At 64.9% G+C, this 16177-nt stretch carries 18 protein-coding genes; 8 read left to right on the top strand and 10 right to left on the bottom strand.

Annotated features, from left to right (window positions below; all coding sequences use genetic code 11):
• Positions 1 to 11 precede the first annotated feature (11 nt).
• Genes ACSFCA_RS06200 through ACSFCA_RS06180 form a run of 5 tightly spaced genes read right to left on the bottom strand, consistent with a single transcriptional unit; the run spans position 12 to position 4484 of the window.
• Entirely contained in the window at positions 12 to 722 is a 711-nt protein-coding gene (locus tag ACSFCA_RS06200) for an ABC transporter ATP-binding protein (protein WP_435458964.1), read from the bottom strand.
• Positions 719 to 1471: an ABC transporter ATP-binding protein gene (locus tag ACSFCA_RS06195; RefSeq protein WP_435458963.1), complete on the bottom strand. Its 753-nt coding sequence runs from the start codon at positions 1469 to 1471 to the stop codon at positions 719 to 721. Before ACSFCA_RS06195 ends, ACSFCA_RS06200 begins: the two co-directional genes overlap by 4 nt.
• Positions 1464 to 2402 carry a branched-chain amino acid ABC transporter permease gene (locus ACSFCA_RS06190; protein WP_097199926.1) on the bottom strand — a complete coding sequence of 313 codons (939 nt, stop codon included), beginning with the start codon at positions 2400 to 2402 and terminating at the stop codon, positions 1464 to 1466. The genes ACSFCA_RS06195 and ACSFCA_RS06190 overlap by 8 nt, the downstream gene beginning before the upstream one ends.
• Entirely contained in the window at positions 2399 to 3277 is an 879-nt protein-coding gene (locus tag ACSFCA_RS06185; RefSeq protein WP_435458962.1) for a branched-chain amino acid ABC transporter permease, read from the bottom strand. Before ACSFCA_RS06185 ends, ACSFCA_RS06190 begins: the two co-directional genes overlap by 4 nt.
• 4 nt (positions 3278 to 3281) lie before the next feature.
• Positions 3282 to 4484, bottom strand: coding sequence for an amino acid ABC transporter substrate-binding protein (locus tag ACSFCA_RS06180; protein WP_435458961.1), 1203 nt, complete (start codon positions 4482 to 4484; stop codon positions 3282 to 3284).
• A 201-nt stretch (positions 4485 to 4685) separates the two neighbouring features.
• Here ACSFCA_RS06180 and ACSFCA_RS06175 point away from each other — a divergent pair, with 201 nt between their 5' ends.
• Positions 4686 to 5642, top strand: a complete 957-nt coding sequence (locus ACSFCA_RS06175) for an AraC-like ligand-binding domain-containing protein (protein WP_435458960.1) — start codon at positions 4686 to 4688, stop codon at positions 5640 to 5642.
• Here ACSFCA_RS06175 and ACSFCA_RS06170 read toward each other — a convergent pair.
• Positions 5617 to 5769, bottom strand: coding sequence for a hypothetical protein (locus tag ACSFCA_RS06170; RefSeq protein ID WP_435458959.1), 153 nt, complete (start codon positions 5767 to 5769; stop codon positions 5617 to 5619). The two genes, ACSFCA_RS06175 and ACSFCA_RS06170, sit on opposite strands and share 26 nt — an antisense overlap.
• Before the next feature lie 50 nt (positions 5770 to 5819).
• Here ACSFCA_RS06170 and ACSFCA_RS06165 point away from each other — a divergent pair, with 50 nt between their 5' ends.
• Both ACSFCA_RS06165 and ACSFCA_RS06160 read left to right on the top strand, forming a co-directional pair.
• Positions 5820 to 6485, top strand: a complete 666-nt coding sequence (locus ACSFCA_RS06165) for a peptidoglycan recognition protein family protein (RefSeq protein WP_426391685.1) — start codon at positions 5820 to 5822, stop codon at positions 6483 to 6485.
• Positions 6482 to 7054, top strand: coding sequence for a hypothetical protein (locus ACSFCA_RS06160; RefSeq protein WP_435458958.1), 573 nt, complete (start codon positions 6482 to 6484; stop codon positions 7052 to 7054). The genes ACSFCA_RS06165 and ACSFCA_RS06160 overlap by 4 nt, the downstream gene beginning before the upstream one ends.
• Before the next feature lie 40 nt (positions 7055 to 7094).
• On the opposite strand, the gene ACSFCA_RS06155 is transcribed toward ACSFCA_RS06160, so the two are convergent.
• Positions 7095 to 8762 (bottom strand): SulP family inorganic anion transporter, encoded by a 1668-nt coding sequence (locus tag ACSFCA_RS06155; RefSeq protein WP_435458957.1) that lies wholly within the window; start codon positions 8760 to 8762, stop codon positions 7095 to 7097.
• Positions 8763 to 8893: 131 nt separating this feature from the next.
• Here ACSFCA_RS06155 and ACSFCA_RS06150 point away from each other — a divergent pair, with 131 nt between their 5' ends.
• Entirely contained in the window at positions 8894 to 9514 is a 621-nt protein-coding gene (locus ACSFCA_RS06150; RefSeq protein ID WP_435458956.1) for a DUF4337 domain-containing protein, read from the top strand.
• On the opposite strand, the gene ACSFCA_RS06145 is transcribed toward ACSFCA_RS06150, so the two are convergent.
• A complete protein-coding gene (locus ACSFCA_RS06145) occupies positions 9511 to 9825 on the bottom strand; it encodes a hypothetical protein (RefSeq protein WP_435458955.1) in 315 nt (104 codons plus the stop codon). The two genes, ACSFCA_RS06150 and ACSFCA_RS06145, sit on opposite strands and share 4 nt — an antisense overlap.
• A 320-nt stretch (positions 9826 to 10145) precedes the next feature.
• Entirely contained in the window at positions 10146 to 11624 is a 1479-nt protein-coding gene (locus tag ACSFCA_RS06140) for an aminotransferase-like domain-containing protein (protein ID WP_435458954.1), read from the bottom strand.
• A 122-nt stretch (positions 11625 to 11746) separates the two neighbouring features.
• On the opposite strand from ACSFCA_RS06140, the gene ACSFCA_RS06135 reads away from it, so the two are divergent.
• From ACSFCA_RS06135 to ACSFCA_RS06120, 4 genes are all read left to right on the top strand, one after another.
• Entirely contained in the window at positions 11747 to 12946 is a 1200-nt protein-coding gene (locus tag ACSFCA_RS06135) for a pyridoxal phosphate-dependent aminotransferase (protein WP_435458953.1), read from the top strand.
• 46 nt (positions 12947 to 12992) lie between these two features.
• Positions 12993 to 13715, top strand: a complete 723-nt coding sequence (locus ACSFCA_RS06130) for a transporter substrate-binding domain-containing protein (protein ID WP_435459059.1) — start codon at positions 12993 to 12995, stop codon at positions 13713 to 13715.
• Positions 13716 to 13726: 11 nt separating this feature from the next.
• Positions 13727 to 14611: a PhzF family phenazine biosynthesis protein gene (locus ACSFCA_RS06125; protein ID WP_435458952.1), complete on the top strand. Its 885-nt coding sequence runs from the start codon at positions 13727 to 13729 to the stop codon at positions 14609 to 14611.
• 103 nt (positions 14612 to 14714) lie between these two features.
• Complete coding sequence (locus ACSFCA_RS06120) at positions 14715 to 15323, top strand: flavin reductase family protein (RefSeq protein WP_435458951.1); 609 nt, start codon at positions 14715 to 14717, stop codon at positions 15321 to 15323.
• Positions 15324 to 15330: 7 nt separating this feature from the next.
• Here ACSFCA_RS06120 and ACSFCA_RS06115 read toward each other — a convergent pair whose 3' ends face one another.
• Positions 15331 to 16134: a CPBP family intramembrane glutamic endopeptidase gene (locus tag ACSFCA_RS06115; protein WP_435458950.1), complete on the bottom strand. Its 804-nt coding sequence runs from the start codon at positions 16132 to 16134 to the stop codon at positions 15331 to 15333.
• Positions 16135 to 16177 lie beyond the last annotated feature (43 nt).

The raw sequence follows: 16177 nt of genomic DNA, 5'->3' as shown, positions 1-16177 counted from the left end.
GGAGGGGTTGTTCAGGCGACGCCCAGGTAGGCCTGGCGCACCGCGTCGGAATGCAGCAGCGCCTGCGCCTCACCCGAGGCCACGACGCGGCCGCGTTCGAGCACATAGCCGCGGTCGGCGGCTTGCAGCGCCTTGCGCACGTTCTGCTCGACCATCAGCACGGTCACGCCCTGCGAGGCGATGCGTCGCACGATGGCCAGCAGCTCGTCGACCATGCGCGGTGCGAGGCCCAGCGAGGGCTCGTCGAGCATCAGCAGGCGTGGTCCGCTCATCATGGCGCGCGCCACCGCGACCATCTGCTGCTCGCCGCCGCTCATGGTGCCGGCGAGCTGCGTGGCGCGTTCCTTCAGGCGAGGGAAGTCATCGAAGGCGCGCGCGAGGCGTTCGGTGCGCAGCCGCGCCGGAATGAGCCAGCCGCCGAGTTCGAGGTTCTCGGTGACGGTCATCTGTGGAAACAGCTGGCGGCCCTCGGCGACCAGCGCAAGACCACGCCGCACGCAGGCCGTGGCATCGGCCGAAGGCAGTGCCGCGTCGTCGAGCAGAACTTCTCCGGTTCGCGGCAGCAGCCCGGCCAGCGCCTTCAGCAGCGTGGTCTTGCCTGCACCGTTCGGGCCAAGCACGACAGTGATGCCGGGCTGCACGTCGAGGTCCATGCCTTGGATGACCTGGAAGCCGTGATAGCCGGCTGACAGCCCGCGCACGCTCATCTGGCTGGTGCTCATGCTGTCGCCTCCATCTCGTCGCCGAGATAGGCCTCGACCACCTCCGCATTGCGCACCACCTCGGCCGGCGTGCCATCGGCGATCTTGCGGCCCTGGTGCAGCACCAGCACGCGCTCGACGTACTTCAGCAGCGTGGTGGCCGCATGCTCGATCCACACGACCGTGAGCCCGTGCTCGTCGCGCAGCCGGCGGATGCGCCGCGCCATCGCATCGACCTCGACTTCGGTGAGGCCCGCGGCCACCTCGTCGAGCAGCAGCACGCGCGGCCGCGTGCCAAGCGCCATGCCGATCTCCAACAGCCGCTGCTGCGACGGCGTCACATCGGCGGCGATGTTCTGCGCCAGGCCTCCCAGGCCCAGCATATCGAGAATCTCGCCCGTGCTGCCCAGCCCCGCGATGGGTGCGCGATGCCGCCCCGCGAACTGCATGCCGAAGCGCACGTTGTCTTCGAGCGTCATGTCGGCCATCACGCGCGGCGTCTGGAAGGTGCGCGCGATGCCGTGGGCGGCGTAGAGATGCGGGCCACGCCGCGTCAGGTCGATTCCGTTCTCGACCAGCAGCGTGCCGGATGTCGGCATGACTACGCCCGAGATCGCGTTGAAGAAGGTCGTCTTGCCCGCGCCGTTCGGTCCGATGATTCCGACGATCTCGCCCGCATGCAGCGTGGCGCTGACCGCATCCACGGCTGTGAGGTCCCCGAAGCGCACCGTGAGTTCGCGGGCTTCGAGCAGGAGCTGCCGGCTACTCATGGCCGTGCCTCCGCAACACCATCGCCTTGCGCTGCCACAGCGACGCGAGGCCGTTGGGCAGGTACATCACGCACAGGATCAGCAGCAGCCCGAGCACCATCATGTAGCCGTAGGGCAGCTGCAGGCGCAGCGTTTCCGACAGCAGGCTGAACACGATGGCCGCGGCCACCGGACCGCCGATGCTGGCCGCGCCGCCGATCATCGCGATCAGCACCGTCTGGAAGCCGATGAAGGGGCTGAACACTGCGGGCGGGTCGATGTAGGTCCAGCGCACCGCCATGGCCGCGCCGACTGCGCCGGCGAAAGCGGCGGTGAGCGCGAAGCCCATGATCTTCACGCGCCGTGTGTCCACGCCCAGTGTCTGCGCCCGCTGCTCGTCCGCGCCGATGCCCGACAGCGCCAGCCCGAAGCGGCTGCGCTTGACCAGCAGCGCCGTGGCAATCGCCGCACCCGCAATCGCAAGCACCGTGAGATACACCGTCTCGTTCGACGGCACGACAGTCAGCACGCGCCCGACCGTGCCCGACACCTGCTTCTCGACGAAGGTCACGGCATGGCGGATCAGCTCCGTCATGCCGAAGGTCAGCACCGCGAAGTAGGTGCCGCGCAAATGCAGCACCGCCGCGCCCATCAGCACCGCGACCGCGCTCGCGATGGCCGCGCCGCTGAGGATGACCAGCGGCCACGGGAGCAAGTCGAGCAGCGTCGCACTCGCATACGCGCCGAGCCCGAAGAAGGCCGAGGTGGCGAGCGACAGGTAACGCGTGGCGCCGCAGAACAGCGACCAGCTGGTGGCCAGCGCGATGTACATCAGGCAGCCGAGCGCCACCGAGGCCATGAACTCCGACGCGACCCACGGCACGCCGGCCGCCAGCACGAGGCCGATGCACAGTACCCACCACGGCTTGTTTCGGGAAAGGGAAGGAATCATTTTCTGGAGAACAGTCCGTTGGGCCGCCAGATCAGCACGCCGATGAACACGGCATACGACAGCAGCATCTTGAGCGAGGGGCTCGTGAAGTACATGCCCAGCGCTTCCACCACGCCCAGCAACAGGCCGCCGACAAGGCTGCCCGCGATGCTGCCGAAGCCGCCGAGGGTGATGACGATCAGCGCCGTCACCGTGTAGGGCTCGCCCATCGAGGGAGAGATTTCATAGGTCATCGACAGCAGCGCGCCGGCCACACCCGACAGGCCCAGGCCGATGCCGAACATCAGCGGATGCAGCCGCTTCGTGTTGATGCCCACGAGTTGCGCGCCGGTGGGTGACTGCATCAGCGCGCGCACCGCCTTGCCCAGCAGCGTGAGCTTGAGCAGCGCGATCAGCACAAGGCTCAGTGCCAGCGCCACGCCGAACAGCACCAGCTTGTTGGCGGTGAAGCGCATCTCGCCCAGCTGCACCGGGTCGGCCAGGTAGTCGTAGCCGCGCAGGTCGCCGCCCCACACCAGCAGTGCAGTGTTCTGCACCAGGAACATCAGGCCGAAGCCCACCATCAGGCTGCGTGCCTCGAATACGTCGACGTTCGGTGCGCGCGCCGCCACCTGCCGGAAGCACAGCCAGTGCACCGCCATGCCCAGCGCCATCAGCAGCACGAAGGCCACCGGCATGAACAGCAGCGGCGAGATGCCCCAGGTGCTGTGCGCCCACCATGTCGCGAAGGCGCCCAGCATCAGGAACTCGCCGTGCGAGATGTTCATGATGCGCATCAGCCCATACTGCAGGTTCAGGCCGATAGCCACCAGCGCGTAGATGCCGCCCGTGATCAGTCCGCCGGCGAGGAGTTCGGCCCATCCAGAGAAAGACACGTGCTTACTTCCAGGCCGGCTTTGGCATCAGCTGCGCGGTGGCGCGGTCTTTGGGCCACACGACCTCGAACTCGCCGCCCTGCCATTGCGACACGGTGCCCGGAATGGACGCGTTCTCGCTTCCCTCGAAGCGGATCGGCCCGAGGATGGTCTTGAACTCGTTCTTCGCGATCTGCTCGCGCAGCGCCTTGCGGTCGAGGCCCACTTTCTCCACGGCCTGCTGAAGAATCTGCAGGCCCGCCCACGCGTGGCCGCTGGCCCAGCGGTCGGGCTCCTTGCCGAACTTCTTCGTGTGTGCGTCGAAGTACGCCTTGGCCTCGGGGCTGGTCTTGCTGTTCCACGAGCCCATGCCGATCACGCCTTCGGTGTTGGCCGCCAGCACGTTCTTGTAGAGCTGGAAGGCCGTGCCCACCGAGGCATAGAAGTACTTGGGGTTGAAGCCAACTTCGCGCGCCTGCCGGCTCGCGAGGATGGTGTCCGGCGGGTAGGTGATGCCGATGAAGGCGTCGGGGTTCAGGTCTTTCATGGCGCGCAGCACCGGCGCTAGGTCTTTCACGCCCAGCGGATAGCTCTTGCGGTCGAGCACCTGGATGCTTGTTTTCTTCAGCGCGTTGTTCAGCGCCGCGAAGTTCTCCAGCCCGAACAGGTCGTCCATGTAGACGATGGAGATGGTCTTCACGCCGTTGGCCACCAACATGTCGACCAGTGCGCCCATCATCTTGTCGGGCTGCTGCAGCAGCGAGAAGAAGAAGGGCAGGCGCATGTCGATCAACTTGCGCGACAGGGCAGTGGGCGCCAGCAGCGGATAGCCGAAGCGGTTGGCCAGCGGCGCAACCGCGAAGTTGGCGCCCGAACCCCAGGGCGGCAGCACCAGGTCGACCTTGTCGCTGCCCATGAGCTTTTCGAAAGTGCGCACGCAGGTCTCGGTCTCGCTGCGATCGTCGTAGCCGATCAGCTCGATGGGGCGCTTCGCACCCTTCACCGAGAGCCCGCCCGCCGCGTTGACCTGCTCGGCCCACAGCAGGTAGTTGGGCTCCTGGCTCACCTGCGCGCCGGCCGCCCATGGGCCGGTGCGCGCGATGGCGTAGCCGATCTTCACGGGGCCGCCCGGACTGCTTTGTGCGAACAGCTGCGGCGCGACGGCGGCGGCGCCCAGCGCGGTGGCGGTGCCCTGTATCCAGCGGCGGCGATTGGGGTGGTTGTGCATCGAAGTCTCCTGCCGGGCGTCGACATGCGCCCGCTGCCTGGAATCGTAGAAACGGGCGCCTCCGGCCGCTGTGCCCGCCGTGCACAAAGCACTTGACGCAGCGTGCACGCGCCTAGTGGTTAACCCGCAAAGCCGGGGGGCTTGCATGCGCTTCACAATGCGCAGCAATCTGGCCCCGATCTGCAAGCTTTCGTTTTCCTCATGACCGCCTCCCTGCTCCTGTCCACTGACGAGATCCCGCCCAAGGAGCGCGGGCCGCTGTGGTGCGAATGGGTGTGGCGCCACTTCGGCGGCCTGGGCTCCGACCTGTACGACGACAGCGAATTCGATGGTCACCTCGCGGCCTCGCATGCGGGCGACGTGATCCTCACGCGGCTCGAGGCCAACCGCCACCGCGTGCTCAGAACGACGCAGATGGCGCGCCTGAGCGAAGCGCCCTACCTGAAGATCGTCGCGCCCTGGCAGGGCTCGGCCGAGGTCACGCAGCGCGGCCGCGCCGCCGCCGTGCGCTCGGGAGGATGGACGCTCTACGACACCACCGCCGACTACACCGTGGCCAACCCCGAGCGCAGCGACCACCTGATCGTGATGTTGCCGAAAGACCAGATCGCGTCGCCCGCGTTACCGCTCAACGACCTGGTGGCGCGCCGCATCGGCGGTGGCAGCGGCATCTCGCGTGTGGCGCTGGAGACCATGCGCAGCACATATCTCGAACTGCCCTTCATGAGCGAGGCAGCGGCGCGCGGTGCGGGCGAACTGCTGATACAGCTGGTGCGCCTTTCGTTGATGGAGCTGGCAGGCCAGGAAACGCCGCAGACGCAGCGCGAGGCCCTGAAAGACCGCATCCGCCGCCACGTCGCGCAGAACCTGCATGACCCGGCCTTGTCGATAGACAGCATGGCGCTGGCCCTGCGCTGCAGCAAGCGCCTGCTGCACAGCGCCTTCGCCGACGATGATGAAACGCTGAACGGCTACATCCAGCACCAGAGGCTGGCTGCGAGCATCCGCGAACTGCTCGACCCGGCGAACGCAGCAAGGTCGATCACCGACATCGCGCTGGCTTCGGGCTTCGGCAACCTCTCGCACTTCAGCCGAGTGTTCCGCGAGCACACGGGCGGCAGCCCGAGCGAATTCAGGCGGCAGGCGGCGTTGCGCTGATCGACGCAAATACTGCGTCTGCGGTGACGCAGAAAAGCGGCAACTCGGGCCGCAACAAATCAATGTTCGGGTCGATATCATCCTGGGCGGGTGCATCGAAGCAAGCCTGCAGGTTGATGACTTGCATGTTCCGGGGTACCCACATCAACAACGAGAAATTCATTTCCGGGAGGCCGTATGGCAATTCAAATTGACACGGATGGAATGATCATTCACGCGAAAGTCCGCAATGCGCGCAGCCCTGCGATCGAACGCGGTAGACGTACGAGCACGATCACAGGCATCGTTGTGCACCAGACCGATGCGGACACTTCAGCATCCTCGCTGAACAGCTACAAACGCCCAAAGGCCAATGGCGCGCACTTTCTTGTCGACACCGATGGAACTATTTACCAGACCGCCGCGATCTACCAGCGCACGAACCATGTCGGGCCACTGAAGGCGAGGTGCCTGATCACCGGGAAGTGCTCTCCGCGAGACTACCCTGCGGGCGTGAACGCGGTGGATCCGATGCATCGCATCGAGATGCGCAGGGCACCCAGCGACCGGTATCCAGGCAACATGGAGGGCATTGGTATCGAGATGGTGGGCAGGGCCAGACTACCAGCAGGGTTCCAGGTACCACGAAACAACAAACTCTCCACGGATGAATTGAGAGGACGGTACGGTGTATACGACACGCCGACCACCGCCCAGAACCAAGCACTCTCGTGGCTTGTCAAGGCGCTCGAGGACTCCATGCAGATCGCACCGAGCGAGATATTTCGACATCCAGAAGCCAGCAGAAAAAATACGACCGAGGCACAAGGTGCGAATTGGAATCTGGTGGTCCCGACGCCATGAGAAAAGTCATCGTTCTTGCGGTAACGCTGGCTACCGTAGCTATGGCCCTGTCAGTTCACGCGGCAGACAAGCGCTATCCGGCAGCCTTCGTAAAGTCGATCAAGATCGACAACCCGTCGGGGAAAACAGCGTGGGAGAACAAAGATTTTCTAGATTGTCAGGATGTTGTTTTGACCGTCGAAGATGTGTTCTATGCGCTACGTCATATGCGGAGGGTCTCAAAGAGGTCGTATCTCGTGCCGCAGGCGCAAGAAACCGGATGCGAGGGCAGTGCGCTTGTTACATTCAAGAACGGAAAAATCCTCGCTATCGGCATTGAGCCCACGGGGAGAATCAGTACCGCGGAGTTGGACGAGGCGCTTGGGCCCACGACTGATCCCGGAAGCTACTACGACTGCGAACCCTGCAACGATCGCAAGATGGCACTGCTCAAAGATGCTCTCAATCGGGCAGATGAACGGCGCCTCAAGCGACTGGAGGCAGAAGGTCGGATTCCACCAGGTCAGGCGGAACCACGGCTTAAAACTCTGCGGGAAAGCCGCGAGCCCAAGCCACCCCCCAAGAGCTGAAATCCACACGGTTGAACACGCTGCCTCCGACGGCAGGTGATCAAGAAGACCGTGGCGTCCTGTTTTCTGGTTGCACCGCATCGTCGACGCTCCAGGGCGCGTACACCTCAGCATGCAGGTCGGGCGAATTCACCTTCGCGAGCAGATCGCGCACGTCGTCCTTCACGCGCGCCAGCGACAGGCGCAGGCCGCGCACCCGCACGTATGCAGCGAAGTCGCACAGCGCCTCGATGCTCGTCGCGTCGAGGTCGGCCGACTCTTCCAGGCTCAGCACCATGCGCTGCAGCCCCGGCGTCGCGTCGATGCGCGCGCGGATCGATGCGAACACCGCATCCGCATTGCCGAAGAACAGCGGCACATCGGGCCGCGCGATCAGCACGCCTGGCGGCACCACGGCCTCGGGGTGGCGCGCGGTGTCTACAAAGTCGTGGCTCTGCCCAAGCCGGCCGAGCCAGCTCACGGTGGTGCGCGAGAAGCCGCGCAGCAGCAACAGCAGGCTCACGCCGATCGCAGCCAGCAGCCCGTTGAGCACGCCCAGCAGCAGCACCGCGGCAATCGCCACCAGCGCCACCAGCCGGTCGCGCCGCCACTGGAAATACGGCCGCAGCGCCGCCGGGCTCAACGTGTGGCTCACCGCGTGGATGACGATGGCTGCCAGCAGCGGCTCGGGCGTGTGCGCGATCCACGGCAGCAGCGTGAGCACCGCCACCAGCACCACCAGCCCCGCCACGATGCCGGCCGCGCGAGTCTTCGCGCCGGCCGATTCGTTGGCCGACGTGGCCGAGTAGCCCGCACCCACCGGCATGCCCTGGAACAGCGCCGACAGCAGGTTCGCACCGCCGAGCGCCAGCAGGTCGCGGTTGGCCGACACGTTGTCGCCATGGCGCATCGCGAAGGTGCGGATAGACCCGTAAGACTCGGCATAGAGGATCAGCGCCATCGCGAAGGCCAGCCCGCCGAGGCTCTGCCACTGTTCCCGGTCGAGCTGCGGCACACCCGGGTGCGAGAAGTCGAGCGAGATCGGCCCCACCGCCGCCACGCCCCAGGCATGGCATAGGCCATTCACGTCGAGCACGATACCGGCCACGATCACCAGCAGGGCCGCCGGCACCGCGCGCCATCGCGCCAGGCCGCGCAGAAGCACCAGCGCGACAAGCGCCATGGCCGCGCCCGCAAGGTTCCAGTGCCGCCATTCGACCACCAGCCCCGCGGCAAGGCGGAAGAAATCGCTGTGCGCCGGCGGCACCGCAAGCACCTTGGGCAACTGCTTGACCACGATGGTCAGCGCCAGCCCCAGCGCGAAGCCGCGCAGCACCGGCTTGGCGATCAGGCTCGACACCGCGCCGAGCCTGGCGACGCCCGCGATGACGAAGAACACCCCGGCCAGCAGCACAATGCCCGCGCCCAACGCCAGCCGCGTGACCGCATCCACACCTGTCACCGACATCGTGGCCGCGAACAGCACGGCGGCGGAAGACGAAGTGGCCGAGACGATCGCGAAGCGGCTGCTGCCGAAGAGGCCGTAGACAAGAAGGCCCGCGAACAGCGCGATCACGCCGGCCTGCGGTGGCAGCCCTGCAATGCCTGAATAAGCCACCGCCTCGGGCAGCAGCAGGCCCGCGATGGAAACGCCCGCGACGATGTCGGCAAGGCCAGGGCGGCGTGGGGCGGTCGTGGGCGTGGGCATCAGGGAAGTTTCCGCGGTCATGGGCAAGTTTGTTGTTGTCGCTTCATGCTGGCAATGGGTAGCGGACCGGAACCTGACGGCGCAGGGGGATACCGGCGCGCGACCGTGCATACTCTCGCGCGCCCTAAAAACCATATTTCAGCAAGGATCCCATGTCAGGACACGGCTTTCACGTGCACGGCCCGCACGACCACGAACTGGAACACGCTGCATCAGGCGGCCATGGCAGCGGCCATGACGACACAGCAGCAGCGCATTCCGGCGGCATGAGCATGACGAGCAAGATCGCGGTGTGCACCGCCGTGATCGCCACCGTCGGCGCGATCTTCTCGTATATGGGCGGGGCCACGCAGGCCAACGCCGGCCTCTACAAGAACAACGCCGCCATCAAGAAGACCGAGGCTTCGAACCAGTGGAATTACTTCCAGTCGAAGAGCACCAAGCAGGCGCTGGCTGAGTTTGCGCGTGACACCGCGACCGACGATGCTCGCAAGCAGGGCTGGCAGGTCAAGGTGGCGCGCTACGAGCAGGAGAAGACTGAGATCCAGACCGAGGCGAAGAAGCTGGAGGCGGAGGCGAGCAAGTGGGATGCGCAGTCTGATGAGCAGATGCATCAGCATCATCGGTGGGCTCAGGCTACTACTGTGTTGCAGGTGTCGATTGCGCTGGCTGCCATTGCGTTGCTGACGAAGAAGAAATGGCTTGAGCGGGCGATGTTTGGTGTGGCGGCTGCGGGGCTTGTGGTGGGTGGGTTGGCGGCGTTTCACATCTAGCGCGCACCGCCTTCGCTCAAGGCGGCACGCCACGACTGGATCGTGGCTTCGGCCGCTTCAATTCGCCGTTGCAGTTCCTCATTGACCACCCGCACCAGCGCGCTGAGTTCGGTGCGGGTCGGATAAACCTCTTCCGTGTCATTCACGCCCTGTGGAACGATGAGCTTCTCGAGGCCCGCATACGCACGCTGCACCTCGTGAAGGCTGTCGATGTCATCGCAGGCTTGCAGCGCAAGCGATTCAACGCTCGTGGCTTCAGGAGATTCAGGAAGTGAAGAGACATGCGCGGACGCGCGAGCAAATGCAGCCATGAATGGCCTCCAAGGGTTTCGGTTTGCTGAAACCGACGCACCCGAGGCCAATCGGAGGCGGCGGCTCGACGGGTTGGCCTACCGGGAAACCACTTGCGTGAAACCGGCCGGGCTCGCGCCCGCCCATCGAGCCGCCAAAACTGGAGGCACGAACGACGAAGCCGCAGACCCTGCGGGGTGACTGCGGCTTGCGTCGCAGTGATTTCAGCGGGAGGCCAATCCCGATCACGCCTCTGTTTGACGTGACGGGCGCAGTATAGCCACGCAGGTCAAGCGCCTACGACCCGCGCATGCGCGATGTGCGCAGCACCAGCCACCGCTCATCGATCAAGCAACGCCCGCGCAAGCCGCCCCAGCCGCCGTACACCAGCGTCGATCCGCTCGGTCCAGGCGTGCCCCGCGCTCAGCCGCAGGCAATTGCGAAAGCGCCGGCTTGCAGAGAACACATCGCCGGGCGCAAAGCAGATGCCATGCTCCAGCGCTTCTTCAAACAGCGCGCGCGAGTCGAACTGTTTGGGAAGCTCAAGCCAGAGCATGAAGCCGCCAGCGGGCCGGCTCACTTTCGTCTCAGCCGGAAAACTGGCCTCTATCGCACGCACCATGCGCGTGAGGTTTTCCTCGAGGATGCGCCGAATCCGGCGCAGATGAATGTCATAGGCGTTGCTCGCCAGGAACTCCGCGACCGCGAGTTGCGGCAGGACCGGGCTGCAAAGACTGAACGCTAGCTTGCGCTCCATCACCTGCTGCGAATAGGCACCAGGCACGATCCAGCCGACCCGGTATCCCGGCGCAAGGCTCTTCGAGAAGGAACTGCAGTAGATGACCTTGTTAGCGCCCTGAGCCAGCGCGATGAATGGCTTGTGCCGGTCGCGGCCGAAGTGGATGTCGCCGTAGACGTCGTCTTCGATCAAGGGGATGGAGTGTTCCGACAGCAGCGCAAGCAGCGACCTCTTGTCTGCTTCAGCCATCGCGGACCCCAATGGATTGTTGAAGCTCGACGAAAGCACGCAGGCCGCTACTGGCTCTTTTCCGAGCAGGCGCGCCAGCGCCGCGATGTCGACGCCACGAGTTGGGTCCATTGGCAGTTCCAGCGCCTTCAGGCCCAGAACCTCGAGGGTGTGCAGTAGCCCGAAGTAGGTGGGTGATTCGACGGCTATCGTGTCGCCCGGCTTGGCCACGGCGCCGAGTGCGAGCGTCAGCGCCTCGGTGCAACCACTGGTGATGAGCACGTCGTCCGGAGAGAGTGCATGTCCGATGCGCATTGACCGCTTCGCGATCTCGCGGCGCAGGCTGGGCTCGCCGCGCGGCGGGCTGTAGACGTTGTGGCGCGAGCCGTGCTGGCGCGCCATGCGTGCGAGCGTGAAGTCGAGCCGCTGCGACTGCAGCAAGCCCGCATCGGGCACTGCGCATCCGAGCGGAACGAGCGACATGTTCGAGGCGTGCTCGAGCAAGGTTGCAACAACACCGCTGATCGAAACGGTCGATGCCCTCGCGCGAGGCCGGGAGGTGGAAGGCAGGGCGAATGCTGCATGGCGCGCATTCGAAACGTAGAAGCCCGACTGCGGCCTCGCCACAAGAATCCCCTGGTCCTCTAGCATGCGATATGCCTGCAGCGCAGTCGCAATGCTGATCCGGTGCTGTTCGCTGATGGCGCGAACGGACGGAACGCGCATCCCTGGGGAAAGCGCGCCGTTGTCGATCATGTCGACGATGAGGTCGGCCAACTGCTCGTATCGGTAGGGTGCGTGCACGTCCATGGTTGCGCTCATCGTGAAGACGAGTGCGATTGTCGATTGCATGAGTGCGCTTTGCCAAGCGAACTGTGCTGGTCGAAAAAGCACAAAACTGTGGCTGTTGCGGTTGCCTCCTGCTCGATACGATTCGCCCGTTCCAGTATTGAAAACGGGATCAAGGCGAAAGAATGACAGCTGTTCAAGAGAGTCTTGCCGATGGCCGGCGAGCCAACCTGCGAGAGGCAACTCCTTCGGTATGGCGTGGAAGGTTTCCCTACAACGAGATCATTTCTCTTCTCGATGTGAACCGTCCGTTCAACCTGGCGGAAAGCACGTCGCAGGACCTGAGCCTCGGCGAGTTGCTGGACTTCCCCGGCCTGGAAAACATTCGCGACCTGAAGCTTGGCTACGGCACGTCTGCCGGTGCACTCGCTCTTCGCCAGGAGATCGCGGATGCCTGCAAGGTTTCGGCAGAACACGTCATCACGACGCAAGGCACGGCGCTGGGGCTTTTCCTGCTTGCGTTCGAAGTCTGCCGTTCCGGCGACGAGGCGGTGCTGGCGACACCGTGCTTTCCGCCCAGCCGCGACTGTCTCCTGGGGGCCGGCGTGACCGTACGCGAGGTGAAGCTTTCGTTCGAGAGCGGCTACCGCTTGGACCTGAATCAGATCGAGGCGAATCTGACATCGAAGACAAAGCTGGTGAGCATCGCCTCTCCCCAGAACCCGAGCGGTGTTCGAACCTCTCGCGCTGATGTAGAGAAGCTCCTAGGATTGATGGAGCGCCTGTCTCCGGATGCGCTTCTCTTCATCGACGAGACCTATCGCGAGGCCACTTACGGAGACGACGCGGCGGCCGAGAGTTTTGCAAGTCTCGATCCACGCATCGTGACCGGCGCGTCTGTTTCCAAGGCGCTCGGCGCGCCGGGGCTGCGGACCGGTTGGCTCACGGTTGCGGACGCCGAGCTCAGGTCACGCCTCACGATCGCGAAGATGAACACCGTGATCTCCGGATCGGTTCTCGATGAAACACTCGCTGCTGCGTTGTTGCGCCACAGGGAACGCGTGCTTGCGCCGAGACGCCGGCTTCTTGCTGGCGCCCTGCAGGAACTGTCGGATTGGTGTCAGGGTGAGCAAAGGCGCATCGAGTGGATAAGGCCGGAGGGTGGCGCGCTGTGCTGCCTCAGGCTGCGCGCCGATGCGCTCGACGATGCCGCCGTCTCGCGCTTCTGGAGCCTGCTGCCTCAGCACGACTTGCAGCTTGCGTCGGGCAAGTGGTTTGGCGAAAGCGACAGGGTGTTCCGGCTGGGCTTCGGGTATCTGCCTCCCGCACGGCTGGGGGCTGCGTTGGCCGCTCTTTCGTCGAGCCTCGACGCCGCTGCAGAGTGATCGACACATGAGCCGTGTGTTTCCCTTCAAGAAAGTCGAGCAAAGCATGAAAGTACGAATCGCATACATCGAGGAGCCACCTTTCTACTGGACAGGCCCGAATCGAACGGCGACCGGGGCAGACATCGAACTGGCCAATGTGGTGCTTCGAGCGATCGGGGTCTCGAGCATCGAGCACCACCTGACCTCTTTCGAAGAACTCCTGCCCGGTGTGCAGGAAGGACGCTGGGACATGAATGTGCCGATCTTCGTGACGCCCGAGCGCGCCAGGAAAGTCACGTTCAGCGAGCCGGTCTGGGCGATCGGCGATGGGTTCCTGGTTCCGCGCGGAAATCCGAAGGCGTTGACGGGCTACCAGGCAATCGCGTCCCACCGCGATGCCCGCTTGGGCGCCGTCGTCAGCACCGTGCAGATTGATGCGGCAAAGTCTTCAGGAGTCACTGAAGACCGGATCGTGACGTTCAAGGATCAGCCTGCCGCTGTTGTCGCACTCCTGGCGGGGAAGATCGACGCATACGTGAGCACCACGGTCGGCAGTCGCGTTCTTGCAGCGACCCACAAGGACCTGGAGATGGTTGCGAATGAAAATAGCGCGGGCGGACGGCTCCCTGTCGGGGCCTTCTCGTTCAACAAGAACAACCTGGAACTCGTACAGGCGGTGAACAAGCAACTCCGGGCCTATCTGGGCACAACCGACCATCGAGCCCGGATGGCAAGGTACGGTATCGAAGCGACAGAAATCGATGGCGTAGTCGCGAGCGAGAGCTAGAAAGCCGAATCATGAAAAGATCCTACAGAGTGGTCGATGTCTTCACCTCCAGGCCTTTCCTGGGCAACCCGGTTGCGGTGGTCCTCGACGCCGAGGGGCTCGATACCGGCGAGATGCAGGCCATCGCGGGCTGGACCAATCTGTCGGAGACGACCTTCGTGCTTCCGCCCTCGTCGGGGGAGGCCGACTATCGCTTGCGGATATTCACTCCACGCAGCGAGCTTCCCTTTGCCGGTCATCCCACGCTCGGCAGCGCTCATGCGGCGCTGGAGGCCGGACGTGTCGTGCCGCGCAGCAGTGGGCGATTGATTCAGGAGTGCAGCATCGGCCTTGTCGAACTGACTGTTGCGCAAACGAGCGACGACCGCCGCCTGAGCTTCGCGCTACCACCGGCAAGGTTGGACGCCTTGGGCAAGGCAGACCTGGCAGAGCTGGAGTCGATTCTCGGAAGCAAGCTGAAGATTGAACCGGCTATCGTGAATGTGGGGCCGGTCTGGCTCATCGCACACATGGACGATGCGAGCAGCGTCATCGGTTTGCATCCGGATCTTGCGAAGCTGGCTGATCTCGAACGCCGCCTGGGCGTCACGGGTCTGACAGTGTTCGGACCGCATCAGGCCGGAGATGCCGCAATAGAAGTTCGCACCTTTGCGCCTTCGTGCGGCGTGACGGAAGACCCCGTGTGCGGAAGCGGCAACGGCAGCGTGGCCGCATTCCTGTGGGCGCGAGGCCTGTTGCCCGCCGATGGAAAGGACTACCTCGCGACCCAGGGGCGCTGTGTCGGTCGGGATGGACGCATCGAAGTGAACGTGGATGCAGGCGGGCGCATTCGCATCGGCGGTTCTTGCGTCACATGTGTCGAAGGCTCGATAGTGGGATGCGAGCTGGGCGCATGACAGGTACGATTTCGCCGTGACCGGCGCCAATGCGTTGCGCATCCGCCCAGTCACCGTCCGCCGGCTGCCCCGCGGACGAATCCCAACCTGAGCAAGCTCGCCTATGACCGCCTCCCACCGCCAGCCCGTTGCACTGAACAAAGCCTACCGCCTGCTGAACCACGGCCCCACCGTGCTGGTGAGCGCCGCGCATGGCGGCCAGCGCAACATCATGGCCGCAGCTTGGGCCATGCCGCTCGACTTCGATCCGCCCAAGGTGGCGGTGGTGCTCGACAAGAGCACCTGGACGCGTGTGCTGCTCGAAGGCGCAGGCAGCTTCGCGCTGCAGGTGCCGGTGCGTGCGCAGCTCGACCTGACCGAAGCGCTGGGCAACAGCTCGGGCCGCGAGATCGTCGAGAAGTCGGGGCAGGACAAGTTCGCCGCCTATGGGCTGGAGACTTTCGCGGGCACGGCCACCGATGCGCCGCTGCTCGAAGGTTGCGCGGCCTGGCTCGAATGCCGGCTGCTGCCCGAGCCCTCGATCCAGCAGCGCTACGACCTGTTCCTTGGCGAGGTGATCGCCGCGCAGGCCGATTCGCGCGTGTTCGCCAACGGTCGCTGGAACTTCACCGGGCACGACGAGCTGCGCACCTTGCACCATGTGGCGGGCGGGCACTTCATCGTCGATGGCGATGCGGTCGATGCGCAGCCTCTGCCGCCGCTGTCTCGCTAGAAGAAGTTCAGGCCGAAGTGCCCCGCGCCGCGCGCGGCACCAGCATCGCCCGCAAGGCCAGCACGCCGCACACGGCTGCCGCCAGCGCCAGCAGCACGGCCCACAGCAGGCGCGACGGCGACGCAGCGTCCAGCCGCTCGGCCAGCAGCAATGTGGTGATGTTGTAGGTGGCGTGCAGCGCAATGCACGGAATGAGCGAGCGCGTGCGCTCGTACAGCCATGCGAGCACGGTGCCCATCACGAAGCCGACCACGAACTGGTAGATGTTCATGTGCGCCGCGCCGAAGAACAGCGCCGACATGAAGATCGCCTGCCCCCGCGGATAGCGCTGCAGGAAGCCGCGCAGCACGATGCCGCGGAACAGCATTTCCTCCAGCAGCGGCGCCAGCACGCACACCGCGAGCACGGCGGCGATGCTGCCGTCGGCCATGCGGCTAAACATCGATTCTTCCCAGGCCGACAGCGGGACAACGCGCATCAGCAGGTTGAGCGCGGAAGTAATCGTCAGCAGCAGCGCGGGCACAAGCAGCAGCACCGGCGGCACCACGAGCATGAGCACTGCCCCGGCGGAAGCCGGCGACTGGTGGAACAGTTCGCGGTACGTGAGCTTCTGGGCGTGCATCACTACCGCGAACACGCAGCCGTTGCCCAGCACGGCTGCGAGCACACCGATCTGCATGGTGTTGAGCTCCAGCCATCCGTTGGCGTCGCGCAGCGCTGCACCAATGACGAACTCGCAGAGGAACAGCGCCACGAACAGGAGGGCGGCTTGCGCCACCGAGGGAAAGGCGGCGCTTTTCGGGGAGGGCATTGGGCAGGGCGCGGAGGGAGGGTGGCGCGGATGTTACGCGACC

The sequence above is a fragment of the Variovorax multivorans genome, assembly GCF_051216835.1.
Lineage (GTDB): Bacteria > Pseudomonadota > Gammaproteobacteria > Burkholderiales > Burkholderiaceae_C > Variovorax.
The sequence above is the reverse complement of the archived record's forward strand: the minus strand, read 5'-3'. Positions and strand labels throughout refer to the sequence as shown.